We start from the raw sequence: 12635 nt of genomic DNA, 5'->3' as shown, positions 1-12635 counted from the left end.
GGCGTTTAGGTTCGCATGGCGACCTTCAATCGCGATTCATCCGATGAAGTCACCCGCGGTGCCCGCGCGATTGTCGTGCGCGCGGAAACGCAGGGCGCAGAACGGCGGGACAGCGATGCGCGGCTTGAAGAAGCCAAAGGCCTTGCGCTGGCGATCGGTATCGACGTTTGCGCGGCCCAGGCCTTCCGCGTTCGCGACCGCAAGCCGGCGACGCTGTTCGGTAGCGGGCAGGTGGATGGCATCACCGCGCTTGCCCAGGCAAAGCAGGCTGAACTGATCATCGTCGATAATGCCCTCAGCCCTGTCCAGCAGAGCAATCTGGAAAAGGCGACATCGGTTAAAGTAATTGATCGCACCGGCTTGATCCTCGAAATTTTCGGAGAACGTGCAGCGACCAATGAAGGGCGGTTGCAGGTCGAACTTGCTCATCTCGACTATCAGGCGGGCAGGCTGGTCCGGAGTTGGACTCACCTTGAGCGGCAGAGGGGCGGGTTCGGCTTCCTTGGCGGTCCAGGGGAGACGCAGATCGAAGCGGACAGGCGCATGATCCGTGATCGCATGGCGAAAATCCGCCGTGAACTGGATCAGGTGACGCGTACGCGTGGCTTACATCGAGCGCGGCGGCAGCGAGCGCCCTGGCCGGTAATCGCGCTGGTGGGCTATACCAATGCGGGAAAGTCGACTCTGTTTAACCGGCTCACGGGCGCGGACGTCATGGCGCAGGATTTGCTGTTTGCGACGCTGGATCCCACAATGCGGCAGATTGCCCTACCCGGATTGGACAAGGCGATCTTGTCCGACACAGTTGGCTTTGTGTCCGATCTTCCGACCCAGTTGATCGCGGCCTTTCGTGCGACGCTGGAGGAAGTGCTGTCCGCCGATCTTATCATCCATGTGCGCGACATCGCGCATCCCGATACCGAAGCGCAGCGCGAAGACGTGATGGATGTGCTGCGCGAGTTGGGCGTGACCGGCGAAAGCGCAGAGGAGGCGAGTGATGGTCCGCCTCTTATTATCGAGGCATGGAACAAACTCGATCTCCTCGATCAAGAAACGGCCGCTGCTACGCGCGAGATTGCGGAGCGGCGGAATGATGTTGTTATCCTGTCCGCCCTGACCGGTGAAGGCATCGATACGCTTCAGCGGACGATCGGTAACCTGATGACGGCAGGCGCAGCCGTTCATGTCCTGCGGGTGCCTTCCGCCGACGGCGCTGCGCTTGCTTGGCTGCACGAGCATGGCGAGGTTCTTTCGATCCGCCCGGAAGCAGATGAGATGATTATTGAGGTTCGACTGTCAGATTCCGCGCTGGCTCGTTTCCTCAAAAGGAATCGCACCTGAAGATCGCCAATCGGTCAGGCCTCTTCAAGATTTCCCCTTGGCGCGCTGCCATAGGGCTTCTTTTTCATCGAGGGTCAGGTCGGCGAAAGCATCACCGGCCATATCCTCCATCTTCCGGAAACGATGCTCGAACTTGGCATTTGCAGCGCGCAGGGCGACTTCAGGATCGATTTTCATGTGACGGGCCAGATTGACGACAGCAAAGAGCAAGTCGCCAATTTCTTCCTGCTGGTCCTGTGGCGCAATGGCGGCTTCGACCTCGACCAGTTCTTCCGCGATCTTGGCAACGACGCCAGTTGTGTCGGGCCAGTCGAAGCCGGTGCGGGCGGCGCGCTTCTGAAGCTTTTCTGCGCGCAGGAGCGCCGGTATGGCAAGGGCTACGCCCGCCAACGCGCTCGGATCGGGGTCCTTTTCAGCGCGTTCGGCGGCCTTGATGCTTTCCCATTGGGCGTGACCGCCCGCACGATTGACAGCGTCACCAAACACATGGGGATGGCGGCGGATCATCTTCGCGGTGATGCCGTCAATGACGTCCTGCAACCGGAAATGGCCAGCCTGTTCCGCCATGCGGCTGTGGAAAACGACTTGTAGCAAAAGGTCGCCCAGTTCATCGCGTAGGCTGGCCATGTCGTGGCGCTCGATCGCGTCGGCGACTTCATAGGCTTCCTCGATCGTATAGGGGGCGATGCTGGCGAAGTCCTGTTGAATATCCCAAGGACAGCCGGTGTCTGGGTCGCGCAGGCGCGCCATAACGTCGGCGAGGGGCATGATATCGGCGGGACTGGTTTTGAGATCGACTGGCATCGAAACATGAATCCAAGAAGAAAAACGAGAATGTATAGAGGTTTTGGCGGAGACGGCCATGGATTTGGGAGGGCTTTGCCCGGTTAGGCGGGTTTTATGTATGGTGGCGGATATCGATGGGGGCGACAGGTCGCAGGCGTGTTCGATACCAATTGGATTTATTTAACATAATATATATTATCGGACTAACATTTGGCACTACCCCCGGTCAAACTTTCCTGAAATCAGGCGTCTGCTTTTGGAGGAGCGCGCGCAGTCCTTCCTCGCTTTCACCGCTGGCGCCGGCGGCGGCCATGGAGCGGAGTTCGCGGTCGAGTTGCGTTTCAAAGCCGGTTTCGAAACTGTCGTAGAGCAACGCGCGGCTGGCAGATAGCGCCGCCACCGGCCCGGCGGCGATCGCCCTGGCCACGGTCAGCCCTTCTTCCGCCAACGCCTCGTCATCGGCGATACGGGTGACGAGACCGATGGCCTGCGCCTCATCGGCCTTGATCCGCCGATTGGTGAGAATGATGTCCTGTGCTTTACGCAACCCCACCAAACGCGGGAGCAGCCAGCTCAGCCCTCCATCGGGCGTCAGGCCGATGGCGCCATAAGCGGCGGTGAAATGGGCCGATCGCGCACCGATCACGACGTCCCCTAATATGGCGAGGCTGAAGCCGGCCCCCGCTGCTGGACCATTGACCAGAGTTACCAAGGGTTTGGAGCCCCGTGCCAGACGCTGCACAGCGGCATGGACCGCGGCGATAAGTTCGCTCAATACCTCCGGGCGATTTTGGCCCGCGCCCGCGAGCAACTGGACATCGCCACCCGCGCAGAAAAGCCGTCCATTGCCGGTCATCATGATGCAGCGGATCGCCGGATCGTTTTCGCAACGGATCGCGGCGGCCAGCAGCGCCCGCGCCAACGGCAAGGTAATGGCATTGCCCGATTCGGGCCGGTCGAGCGTGATCCGGGCGATCCCCTCCTCGACCGTCAGCGTCAGGCCATCCCCGGTCATCGCGGCGCCATGCGGATGGCGCCATCGAGGCGGATGACCTCGCCATTCAGCATCGGGTTACGCAGGATGGATTCCACCAGCTGTGCATATTCGGCAGGCTTGCCCAGGCGGCTTGGGTGCGGCACCATCACGCCCAGCGAATCCTGGGCATTCTGCGGCAGGGATTCAAGCATCGGCGTCAGGAAGATACCCGGCGCAATGGTCATCACCCGTATCTTGTGTTGCGCCAGATCGCGGGCGATCGGCAAGGTCATGCCCACGACACCGCCCTTGGAGGCGCTATAGGCCGCCTGCCCGATCTGGCCATCATAGGCAGCCACCGATGCCGTGTTGACGATGACGCCGCGCTCGCCGTCGATTTCCGCGACCGTTACGGCCCGCGCCGCGAATTTGGAGATGACGTTGAAGGTGCCGATCAGGTTGATCTCAATCGTCTTGCGATAGATGTCGAGCGGATGCGGCACATTTTCCTTGCCTACAGTCTTGATTGCAGGGGCGATGCCCGCGCAGTTGACGAGGATGCGGGCGACGCCATGCGCCGCTTCGGCCGCGTTCAACCCTGCCGCGACGCTGGCGTCATCGGCCACATTAACGCTGACGAAGCTGCCGCCAATCTCCGCCGCGACGGCCCTGCCCGCTTCTTCATTGAGGTCGAAGATCGCGACTTTCGCGCCATTGGCCGCCAGCATCGCAGCGGTTGCCTTGCCCAGACCCGATGCCCCGCCTGTGACGATGGCCGCCAAATCCTTCATGTCCACAATTTTTCTCCCGATGCGCTAGGCGATAAAGATCGACGGCCCCGGCACCGCCAGCTTGAACGCCAAAGTGAAATATGCACTCATGAGTGTATTGTGGGTTTCGAAGTTTCCTGTCAATGTCCGATCCACAGCATAAAGGACTTATCATGTCATCGGTTTCCCCTTTCCGCAGCCCGGCACAGAAAGCGGAGGAGCGCACGGCGAAAAGGGACGCGGTGCTGCGCGCAGCGGTCAGGATGTTCAATGAACGCGGTTTCCATGCCACATCGCTGGATGATGTTGCCGCCAGCCTGGGCATATCGAAGCGCACGATTTATCACTATCTGGCGAACAAGGATCAGGTGCTGCTGGAATGCGTCACCCTCGGGCTTGAGCAGTTGATCGAAGCGGCGACGGCAGCTCGGCAGGAAGCGGGTGATGGCCGCTATCGGCTGATCCGCTTCCTTCATCGCTATGCCAGGATCACCATGGACGATTTCGGCCGCTGCATCATTCGCACCGGCGAGGAAATCCTTTCGCCTGAAAGCCGCCCCCGTTTTCGGGCGCTCAAGCGGGAGATCGACATGGCCTTGCGCGGGTTGATCGAAGAAGCGGTGGCCGATGGCTCGATTGCGCCGGTTGATAGCCGGATGGCCGCCTTCGCGCTGGCGGGCGCCCTCAATTGGCCCGCGCGCTGGCATGATCCGAAAGGATCGCTTTCCCCTGAAACGATAGCCGTCATGCTGGTCGATATATTGACCAAGGGTCTCGATCCGCGCGCCTGATCGCGCGGCGGTTTTCTGTTATGCGTCGATAAAAGCTATGTAGGCGCTCAGTCTTCCAGGATGCGGCTGTGTTTCGCCGTATCCTTCATCCGGATATAGACCGCCAGCGAGATCGCGATCATCACGGTCACATAGATGTAGAAGGCGCTTTCCATGTCATTGTGCTTGAACCAGAGGGCGACAAATTCCGCCGTCCCACCAAACAGCGTGTTGGCGAGCGCATAGGGCAAGGCCACTCCCAGCGCGCGGATATGCGCCGGGAATAGTTCCGCTTTCACGACGGCATTGATCGACGTGTAGCCGCTGACGATGATAAGCCCCGCCATGACAAGCATGGCCGCTGCCCATGGATTTGTCGTCCGGGCCAGAGTGGCAAAGATCGGATAGGTGCAAAGGACGCCAAGCACCCCAAAGCCGACCATCAGCGGTTTTCTCCCGATCCTGTCGGACAATGCTCCGGCAAGGGGCTGGATCAGCATGAAGACGAACAAGGTGATTCCGTTGATCTGCGAAGCGGTTTCACGGGTCATGCCGCTGGTATTGACCAGAAACTTCTGCATGTAGATGGAATAGGCGTAGAAGGCGATCGTTCCTCCGGCGGTCAGCAGCATCACCGTCAACGTTTCACGCGGATGCCGTAGCAACAACTCCATCAAACCGGATTTGGGCGCGCCTTCGGATCGGGCGACGATATAGCTTTGCGTCTCCGTGAGGCCGCGCCTCAACCAGAATACGATGACAGCCAACCCTCCCCCGATGGCGAAGGGGATACGCCAGCCCCATTCATCCAGTTGGGCTTCCGTCAATATCTGCTGCAATATCAGCAACACGCATATCGCAACGAGCTGCCCCGCGATCAGGGTCACATATTGAAAGCTGGAGAAGAACCCCCTTCGGCTTCTGCCCGCCATCTCGGACAGATAAGTGGCGCTGGCCCCATATTCACCGCCGATGGATATGCCCTGCATGAGGCGGGCGAGGATGAGCAAGAGAGGGGCTATCATCCCGATTTTCTCATAACCGGGCGTCACCGCGATCAACAATGATCCCGCGCACATCAGGGCGACAGAAAGCGTAAGGCCGCTTTTGCGGCCATGGCGATCCGCATAGATGCCCATCAACCACGCGCCGATCGGGCGCATCAGGAAACCGACGGCGAAGATGCCCGCCGCGCTCAGCAACTGGGCCGTGCGGTCTTCGCTTGGGAAAAAATGGGGGGCGAAATAGAGGGTGAAAGCCGAATAGGCATACCAGTCATACCATTCGACCAGATTGCCCGCCGAGCCGCCGATGATCGCCTTCAATCTCTGCCGCTCAGTCAGCGTAGCGGTCATGGGGTCAGAACCATCTCGCCATTTTCGACGCCCCAGCTTTTCAACCGGGAAAGCATGTTCATGCCGATGACGTTCACATCGCCAAAGGCTGGCGATACGACGATATCGAGGTCGCTTGCCCGGATGGGGCCGATCGCCAGCGTTGCGATCTGCGACTTTTGCGCTTTCACGCGGCCATTGGCCGTCATCATGGTGACGGCGGATTGCGCCGGATCGATGTTGAGCGCTGCGGCTTGAGCGGCCTGCTGCGACAAAGCCGTGACGCTTGCGCCGCTATCGATCAAAAATCGTGTTGGAACGCCGTTAACGGTGCCCTCAACCCAATAATGTCCATCGGACGAAACAGGTATGCGGATGCGATCGCCCTCTGCGCGGGCCTGGGGCATGGGCGCGCGCCCTTCATCCTCCAGGATCGTTGATGGCCCTTCGGTTTTCTGCAGGAAAATCCCCGATCTATGGGCCAGACCAAACAGCATGAGCAAAATGGCGAAAATGGCGACCCATAAGAGCGCCATCCGCATCATGGCTCCCAAAGGCATGCGGCGGGTCAGCAAAGCGGAACCGACAAGGACAATCGCGAGCAAATACCAGATGCTCGACATGGCCTGATCCGTTCCCACGCCCATCAGGACGCCCTCTCCTTTAACTCGACGATCATACCATCATAGCCGGGCTCCACGCCCTCCGGCAGCGTCCGACACAACGTCGCATAATCCATGCTATTGTCCATATGCGTCAAAATGGCCCGCCTTGGCCGCGCCGTGGCGATGCCCTCCAGCGTCATGGCCAGATTGGCGTGGGTCGGATGGGGCTTTGCCCTCAAGGCATCCACGACCCATATGTCCAGCCGATCATACAGCGCCAGCATCTCCGCCGTCAGTTCGTGGAAATCCGTGGCGTAACCTATGCTATGCCCGTCGTAGGTGAAGCGAAAGCCGGTGGACATGATATCCCCATGCGGCTGATCCACGCAGCGGATGTCGATGTCGCCGATGGTCAGATGATTGGAGAGCACATGACCTTTGATCGTGGGCGGATATCCGTTGCGCCCGTCAAAGGCATAGCCAAAGCGTCGGCGCAACTGAGCCAGCGTTTCAGCACGCGCATAGCCCGGCACCGGACTGCCGCGGTGATGATAGATCTGCCGCAGATCATCCAGTCCGTGGCAATGGTCCGCATGATCGTGCGTCCACAGCACGGCATCCACATCCGCTATGCCCACGGCCAGCAATTGCGCGCGCATGTCGGGGGAGGTATCGATCAGGATACGTGTTGTCGGGCTTTCGACCAGGATGGAAACGCGCGTCCGGTAATTTCGCGGCTCATCGGGATCGCATGCTCCCCAATCATTCCCGATCCGGGGAACACCGGACGAAGTGCCGCAACCCAATATGGTCAGGGTGAAGCTCATGAGGAAGAGCTTTTGCCGATCTTGCTGAAAAGGGTCAGGAAATTCGCCGAAGTCGTGTTGGCCAGCTCCTCCATATCTTCATTCCTCAACCGCGCAAGGAAGCGAGCCGTATCGGCGACATAGGCCGGTTCGCAGGATTTGCCCCGGTGCGGCACGGGCGCCAGGAAAGGCGAATCCGTTTCCACCAGCAGCCGGCCTTGCGGCAAGCGTGCTGCCGTTTCCTGAAGGTCTCTGGCATTTTTGAAGGTCACGATACCTGAAATGCTGATGTAGAAGCCCAGTTCCAACGCCGCGTCGGCAAAGGCTCCGCTGGCCGTGAAGCAATGGATGACGCCGCTATAGGCCCCCTGCCCCATCTCTTCACGCATGATCGCCAGCGTGTCCTCCTCCGCATCGCGGGTATGAACGATAAGCGGCAGGCCCGTCTCGCGGGACGCGGCGATGTGGGCGCGAAAGCTCTTTTGCTGCCGTTCGCGGTCGCTATGGTCGTAATAATAATCCAGCCCGGTTTCGCCTATGCCGACCACGCGAGGATGGGCGGCCCGTTCGACCAGCTTGGCTGTGTCGACATGCGGATGCTCATCGGCTTCGTGCGGATGAATGCCCACGGTCGCCCAGACATCGGGTTCGCGAAGCGCTGTGCCCAAAACATCGTCCCATTCGCTCTCACGCGTCGCGATATTGAGCATCAGGTCGACGCCGGCCATTCGGGCACGTTCAAGCACATTGTGCTGATCCTCGATCAACCCCTTGTAATTCAAGTGGCAATGACTGTCGATCAGCATGATATCAAGCGTCCGTTTCAGTCAGTTCCAGCCGCGGGAAGAGCGGCTTGGGAGCGCCGATAGCGAAACCCGAAGCGCGCAGGGCCGCATACCATTCCGTGCCGATGACGGCATAATCCCGTTCCTCCTCGCGCACGCCCATTTGCTCCAGCAAGGCGGATGCGCTGGCCGGGATGACGGGATGGATGATGATGGCAAGGCTAGCGATCGCCTCGTAAAGCGTGGCGAGAACCGCTTCCATGCGGGCCGGATCAGTCTTACGCAACGTCCATGGGGCCTGGGCATCGATATAGGCGTTGCAGGCGAAAACGGCGCGCATCCACGCTTCGATAGCGACCGAGGGGGCAAGATCCGCCATGGCCGTCTGGAAAATATGGGCTCCATCGGCCACGACTTTCAGCAGTTCCCGATCCTCATCCCCTGCGGCGGGTTCGGGTAAACGGCCATCAAGATTCTTCGCGATAAAACTCAACGTGCGCTGAGCCAGATTGCCGAAACTGTTGGCCAGATCGCTATTGGAGCGGGCGACAATGGCTTCCGCGCTATAGCTGCCGTCATTGCCGAAGGTGACTTCGGAAAGCAGGAAATAGCGCAGTTGATCGACGCCGAAACGCTCCGCTAGTTCCATCGGGTCCGCCACATTGCCCAGCGATTTCGACATTTTCTCCCCCCGGTTCAGGAGGAAGCCGTGGCCGAATACCTGCCTGGGCAAAGGCAATTTTGCGCTCATCAGGAAAGCTGGCCAGTAAACAGTATGAAAACGCACGATATCCTTACCAATTATGTGCGTGATATCGCCGCCTTCGGCCCAATAGCGGGCCATGCGCCCAGCATCGTCCGGGTAACCGCAACCGGTAAGATAATTGGTGAGCGCGTCGACCCAGACATACATGACATGGCCATCGCTGCCCGGCACTTTCACCCCCCAATCGAAGCTGGTGCGTGAAATGCTGAGATCGGACAGGCCGCCTTCCACGAAGCGCATGATTTCATTGCGGCGGCTGTCGGGCTGAATGAAATCGGGCTGACTGTTATACAGGTCGAGCAGCTTTTGCTGATAGACGGAAAGCCGGAAAAACCAGCTTTCCTCCACTGTCCATTCGACAGCCGTGCCCTGCGGCGAGAGCTTCTGTCCTCCCTCTCCTTCGCTCAATTCCTTTTCGTCGTAAAAGGCTTCGTCGCGGACGGAATACCATCCCTCATAGCGGCCCAGATAGAGGTCGCCATTGGCTTCCATGGCCTGCCAGATGGCTTGGCTTGCATGATGATGATCGGGTTCGCTGGTGCGGATGAAACGATCATAGCTGATATTCAACCTGTCGTTCATATCTTTGAAATATCCGGACATTTCATCCGCAAGCTCTGTCGGCTCAATGCCGCGATTGCGCGCTGTCTGGGCCATTTTAAGGCCATGCTCATCCGTGCCGGTCTGGAAAAATACGTCCCGGCCCATCATCCGTTGGAAACGGGCGATCGCGTCGGTAGCGATCACCTCATAAGCATGGCCGATATGAGGGCGGCCGTTGGGATAGCTGATAGCGGTCGTGATGGTGTAAGGCTGCTGCGACATGCGCCTTCCCTAGCGAGTGTTGCAGGCTGCGGAAAGCCCGCTCGGCGTCGCTATGCGGCTTTTCCGCTCTGCGTCAGTTCTCGGAAGCCAGAGCCGCCACATGGCCGGCAATCTCGAAAACCACCGCTCCGGGCTCCAGGGAAAGTATGACCGCACCGCCGGCAAGGTGCCGCACCGCTTCCCAATGGTCCAGCGCTTTGCCCAGCGCCGCGCCCCTACGAGAACGCGCCGCCTGCGCGATGAACGCGGGGGCGCGTTCCAGAAAAGCCTCATAGCGGGGTCGCGCGGGCTTGCCGGACAGCATTTTCGCGAGTGCCAGACGCTGTTGGTTATCGCCATCGCCCTTCGTCATGATCGCATGCAACAACCCCTCCATCTCACCGAGATTGAGGCCGGCATAGCGCAGCGCCTTGCCGGGCGAGCCTTCACCAATCGACAGAAGGGATTCGATCTCAGCTTCCTGTGGCTTGGCCTCCGTCGCGGAAAGCGCCATCCGCATCATGTCGTCCGGCAAAGGAGCGAAACGCAATGTGCGGCAACGGGACCGGATCGTCGGCAACAGGCGACCGGGCGCATGGGAAACCAGCAGAAACACCATGTCCGTAGGTGGTTCCTCAAGATTTTTGAGCAGGGCGTTGGCCGCACTTCGCTCCAGATCGTCAGCGCTGTCGATGACGACAATACGCCGCGCCGACAGGGACGGAGCCGATTGGATCAGGCGCTGAAGGCTCCGAACCTGATCCACGCTGATATTGCGCGCAAAGACGCCATCCTTTTCCAGCAGGGTCAACTCAGCATAGTCGGGATGGGCATTCGCCTCTAACAGCGCCCGGATGGGATGCCCCTCCGGAACGCCGAAGCCCTGCTCGACAACGGGTGGACCGGCGGCATCGGCGAGCAGCCGCATGGCGATGCCCCGCGCGAAACTCGCTTTGCCGATGCCCTTTGGCCCCGCCAAAATCCACGCATGATGCATTCGGCCGCTGCCCGCCGCCGCCAGCAGCAGGCGCGCCTGGATATCGTGGCCCAGGGGAAATTTCATGGCAGGAGGTCATCCAGGCCTTGCAACAGGCGCATCGTTACGGTTTGCGCCGCGCCGGATGCGTCCACGATACGGACCCGGTCTGATTCCGCCGATGCAAAGCCGCGAAATGATCGCGCGACCCGCTGATGGAATGTGCTGTCGCGTGCGCCGATACGATCGGTATCGCCGCCGTCCCGCATATGGGCGCGCCTTTCCGCTTCCGCTTCAGGCAGCGTCAGAGCGAAGGTGCGATCGGGCAGCAATCCCGCGCTGCCGATGCGATGCAGCGTCAATATGTCGTCATCCGTCAACTCACCCATGCCCTGATAGGCGCGGCTGCTGTCGACAAAGCGGTCGGACAATATCCAGGAGCCGCGTTGTAAGGCCGGACGAATGGTTTTCTCCACATGATCCGCGCGGGCGGCCGCAAAAAGCAATGCTTCCGCGCGCTGTGACCAGCGATCGGCGGCTCCCGTCAACAGCAGCGTGCGGATGGCCTCCGCACCCGCGCTGCCGCCCGGTTCCCGCGTTTCCACAACGTCGATTCCCCGTGCACGCAGAGCCGCCGACAGAGCGCGCAACTGGGTTGACTTGCCGACGCCCTCACCGCCTTCCAGCGAAATGAAACGCCCGGTCTTCACCCGAACAGCGATTTCAGGCCGTTCCAGAGCCGTCCGAAAACCCCTGCCTCGCTCACATCTTCACCGGCGACGAGCGGCATGATCTGCGGCGGCGTATCCGGGGTCGAAACAATGAGTTCGGCGATCTTATCCCCCTTCTTGATCGGCGCCTTGATCGGGCCGTTATAGGCGACCTTCACGCTGATATTCGAGGATGCTGTGCGGGGCAGCGTCACAGCCAGATTTTGCGGCGCCACCAAGGAAACGCTTGTGGCGCTGCCCAATTGCACTTCGCCAGTTTCGACGGTTTGACCCTTTTTGAAGAGCGGCTGAGCTTTCCACGCCTTGAACCCCCAATCCATGAAACGGACGGATTCGGCGATGCGGCCGTTGAAAGTGGGCAGTCCGGCAACGACCATGACGAGGCGCCGCCCATCCTGCTCGGCCGAGCCTGTAAAGCCGAATCCAGCCTCTTCCGTATGTCCGGTCTTGAGGCCATCCGCGCCGGCGATCTTGCCCAAGATCGGGTTCCGGTTCGCTTGCTCAATATCCGCGCCCCCCATGGTCTTGCCCCATGTGAAGGATTTGGTCGCATAGAATCTCTTGTAGAGATCGGGCGTCTCTTCGATGGTGGCCTGCGCCAGCTTTGCCAGATCCTCGGCGGTCACGTAGGTGACGCCTTCATCAGGCCAGCCATTGCTGGTGCCGAAATGGCTGTTCTTCAAACCCAGGCGTTCGCCTTCCTGATTCATCAAGGCAACGAAAGCCTGCTCCGTACCCGCAATCCCTTCGGCCAGCACGACACATGCGTCATTGCCCGAAAGCGTTACGATGCCATGCAGCAGGTTTTCGACGGACACCTGTTCGCCGACGGACAGGAACATGGTGGAGCCGGCCTGCGGGCCATGCCATTTCTGCCATGTTTCGGGACGCACCGTGAATTTGGTATCGAGCTTCAATTCGCCTTTCTGGATCAGGCGGAAGGCGACATGGGCCGTCATCATCTTGGCCATGGAGGCGGGCGGTATCCGCGTCTCTCCGCCCTTGTCATACAGGACGGCGCCCGAAGACAAATCCTTCAAATAAGCGATGGGCGCTTCGCTGGTATAGGGCGGTGCGGCCGCAGTCAGCGGCGAAGCGAGCAAGCCGACAAAAAGGATCGCTGCAACGGATTTGTTCATGAAGCTGCCTTCGCTTGGATGGATTCGATGGATCGGGTTGGAAACA

The 12635-nt window shown here is 60.0% G+C and carries 13 protein-coding genes; 2 read left to right on the top strand and 11 right to left on the bottom strand.

Going from position 1 to position 12635, the window contains the following annotated elements; genetic code table 11:
• Nucleotides 1-15 precede the first annotated feature (15 nt).
• Entirely contained in the window at nucleotides 16-1341 is a 1326-nt protein-coding gene (hflX, locus tag ATN00_RS13975; protein WP_062065740.1) for a GTPase HflX, read from the top strand.
• A gap of 24 nt (nucleotides 1342-1365) precedes the next feature.
• Here the strand turns inward: hflX and mazG are convergent, their stop codons facing one another.
• The 3 genes from mazG to ATN00_RS13960 all read right to left on the bottom strand — a co-directional run bounded on the left by mazG (nucleotide 1366) and on the right by ATN00_RS13960 (nucleotide 3900).
• Nucleotides 1366-2145 (bottom strand): nucleoside triphosphate pyrophosphohydrolase, encoded by a 780-nt coding sequence (gene mazG / locus ATN00_RS13970; RefSeq protein WP_062065737.1) that lies wholly within the window; start codon nucleotides 2143-2145, stop codon nucleotides 1366-1368.
• A 208-nt stretch (nucleotides 2146-2353) separates the two neighbouring features.
• Nucleotides 2354-3142, bottom strand: a complete 789-nt coding sequence (locus tag ATN00_RS13965; RefSeq protein ID WP_062065734.1) for an enoyl-CoA hydratase/isomerase family protein — start codon at nucleotides 3140-3142, stop codon at nucleotides 2354-2356.
• Complete coding sequence (locus tag ATN00_RS13960; protein ID WP_062065731.1) at nucleotides 3139-3900, bottom strand: SDR family NAD(P)-dependent oxidoreductase; 762 nt, start codon at nucleotides 3898-3900, stop codon at nucleotides 3139-3141. The genes ATN00_RS13965 and ATN00_RS13960 overlap by 4 nt, the downstream gene beginning before the upstream one ends.
• A 146-nt stretch (nucleotides 3901-4046) precedes the next feature.
• On the opposite strand from ATN00_RS13960, the gene ATN00_RS13955 reads away from it, so the two are divergent.
• The gene (locus ATN00_RS13955) at nucleotides 4047-4664 is read left to right on the top strand and encodes a TetR/AcrR family transcriptional regulator (RefSeq protein WP_062065727.1); all 618 of its coding nucleotides are present in this window, start codon (nucleotides 4047-4049) and stop codon (nucleotides 4662-4664) included.
• A gap of 47 nt (nucleotides 4665-4711) precedes the next feature.
• Here the strand turns inward: ATN00_RS13955 and ATN00_RS13950 are convergent, their stop codons facing one another.
• From ATN00_RS13950 to ATN00_RS13915, 8 genes are all read right to left on the bottom strand, one after another.
• Nucleotides 4712-5998 (bottom strand): MFS transporter, encoded by a 1287-nt coding sequence (locus tag ATN00_RS13950; RefSeq protein WP_062065724.1) that lies wholly within the window; start codon nucleotides 5996-5998, stop codon nucleotides 4712-4714.
• Nucleotides 5995-6624: a retropepsin-like aspartic protease family protein gene (locus ATN00_RS13945; protein ID WP_062065721.1), complete on the bottom strand. Its 630-nt coding sequence runs from the start codon at nucleotides 6622-6624 to the stop codon at nucleotides 5995-5997. Before ATN00_RS13945 ends, ATN00_RS13950 begins: the two co-directional genes overlap by 4 nt.
• Nucleotides 6624-7409, bottom strand: a complete 786-nt coding sequence (locus tag ATN00_RS13940) for an MBL fold metallo-hydrolase (RefSeq protein ID WP_062065718.1) — start codon at nucleotides 7407-7409, stop codon at nucleotides 6624-6626. Before ATN00_RS13940 ends, ATN00_RS13945 begins: the two co-directional genes overlap by 1 nt.
• Nucleotides 7406-8194, bottom strand: coding sequence for a TatD family hydrolase (locus ATN00_RS13935; RefSeq protein ID WP_062065716.1), 789 nt, complete (start codon nucleotides 8192-8194; stop codon nucleotides 7406-7408). The genes ATN00_RS13940 and ATN00_RS13935 overlap by 4 nt, the downstream gene beginning before the upstream one ends.
• A 4-nt stretch (nucleotides 8195-8198) precedes the next feature.
• Complete coding sequence (metG, locus tag ATN00_RS13930; protein WP_062065715.1) at nucleotides 8199-9764, bottom strand: methionine--tRNA ligase; 1566 nt, start codon at nucleotides 9762-9764, stop codon at nucleotides 8199-8201.
• Nucleotides 9765-9837: 73 nt separating this feature from the next.
• Complete coding sequence (locus ATN00_RS13925) at nucleotides 9838-10806, bottom strand: AAA family ATPase (RefSeq protein ID WP_062065714.1); 969 nt, start codon at nucleotides 10804-10806, stop codon at nucleotides 9838-9840.
• Entirely contained in the window at nucleotides 10803-11429 is a 627-nt protein-coding gene (gene tmk / locus ATN00_RS13920; RefSeq protein ID WP_062065713.1) for a dTMP kinase, read from the bottom strand. The genes ATN00_RS13925 and tmk overlap by 4 nt, the downstream gene beginning before the upstream one ends.
• Nucleotides 11426-12589, bottom strand: coding sequence for a D-alanyl-D-alanine carboxypeptidase family protein (locus ATN00_RS13915; protein WP_062065712.1), 1164 nt, complete (start codon nucleotides 12587-12589; stop codon nucleotides 11426-11428). The genes tmk and ATN00_RS13915 overlap by 4 nt, the downstream gene beginning before the upstream one ends.
• Nucleotides 12590-12635 lie beyond the last annotated feature (46 nt).

It is taken from the genome of Sphingobium baderi (genome assembly GCF_001456115.1).
Lineage (GTDB): Bacteria > Pseudomonadota > Alphaproteobacteria > Sphingomonadales > Sphingomonadaceae > Sphingobium > Sphingobium baderi_A.
The sequence above is the reverse complement of the archived record's forward strand: the minus strand, read 5'-3'. Positions and strand labels throughout refer to the sequence as shown.

Excerpts from the sequence above, each read along its gene's own strand:
- ATN00_RS13950 (WP_062065724.1), bottom strand. The coding sequence starts at position 5,998 with ATGACCGCTACGCTGACTGAGCGGCAGAGATTGAAGGCGATCATCGGC.
- ATN00_RS13965 (WP_062065734.1), bottom strand. The coding sequence starts at position 3,142 with ATGACCGGGGATGGCCTGACGCTGACGGTCGAGGAGGGGATCGCCCGG.
- mazG (WP_062065737.1), bottom strand. The coding sequence starts at position 2,145 with ATGCCAGTCGATCTCAAAACCAGTCCCGCCGATATCATGCCCCTCGCC.
- ATN00_RS13955 (WP_062065727.1), top strand. The coding sequence starts at position 4,047 with ATGTCATCGGTTTCCCCTTTCCGCAGCCCGGCACAGAAAGCGGAGGAG.
- ATN00_RS13925 (WP_062065714.1), bottom strand. The coding sequence starts at position 10,806 with ATGAAATTTCCCCTGGGCCACGATATCCAGGCGCGCCTGCTGCTGGCG.
- ATN00_RS13915 (WP_062065712.1), bottom strand. The coding sequence starts at position 12,589 with ATGAACAAATCCGTTGCAGCGATCCTTTTTGTCGGCTTGCTCGCTTCG.
- hflX (WP_062065740.1), top strand. The coding sequence starts at position 16 with ATGGCGACCTTCAATCGCGATTCATCCGATGAAGTCACCCGCGGTGCC.
- ATN00_RS13945 (WP_062065721.1), bottom strand. The coding sequence starts at position 6,624 with ATGGGCGTGGGAACGGATCAGGCCATGTCGAGCATCTGGTATTTGCTC.
- metG (WP_062065715.1), bottom strand. The coding sequence starts at position 9,764 with ATGTCGCAGCAGCCTTACACCATCACGACCGCTATCAGCTATCCCAAC.
- ATN00_RS13940 (WP_062065718.1), bottom strand. The coding sequence starts at position 7,409 with ATGAGCTTCACCCTGACCATATTGGGTTGCGGCACTTCGTCCGGTGTT.
- ATN00_RS13935 (WP_062065716.1), bottom strand. The coding sequence starts at position 8,194 with ATGCTGATCGACAGTCATTGCCACTTGAATTACAAGGGGTTGATCGAG.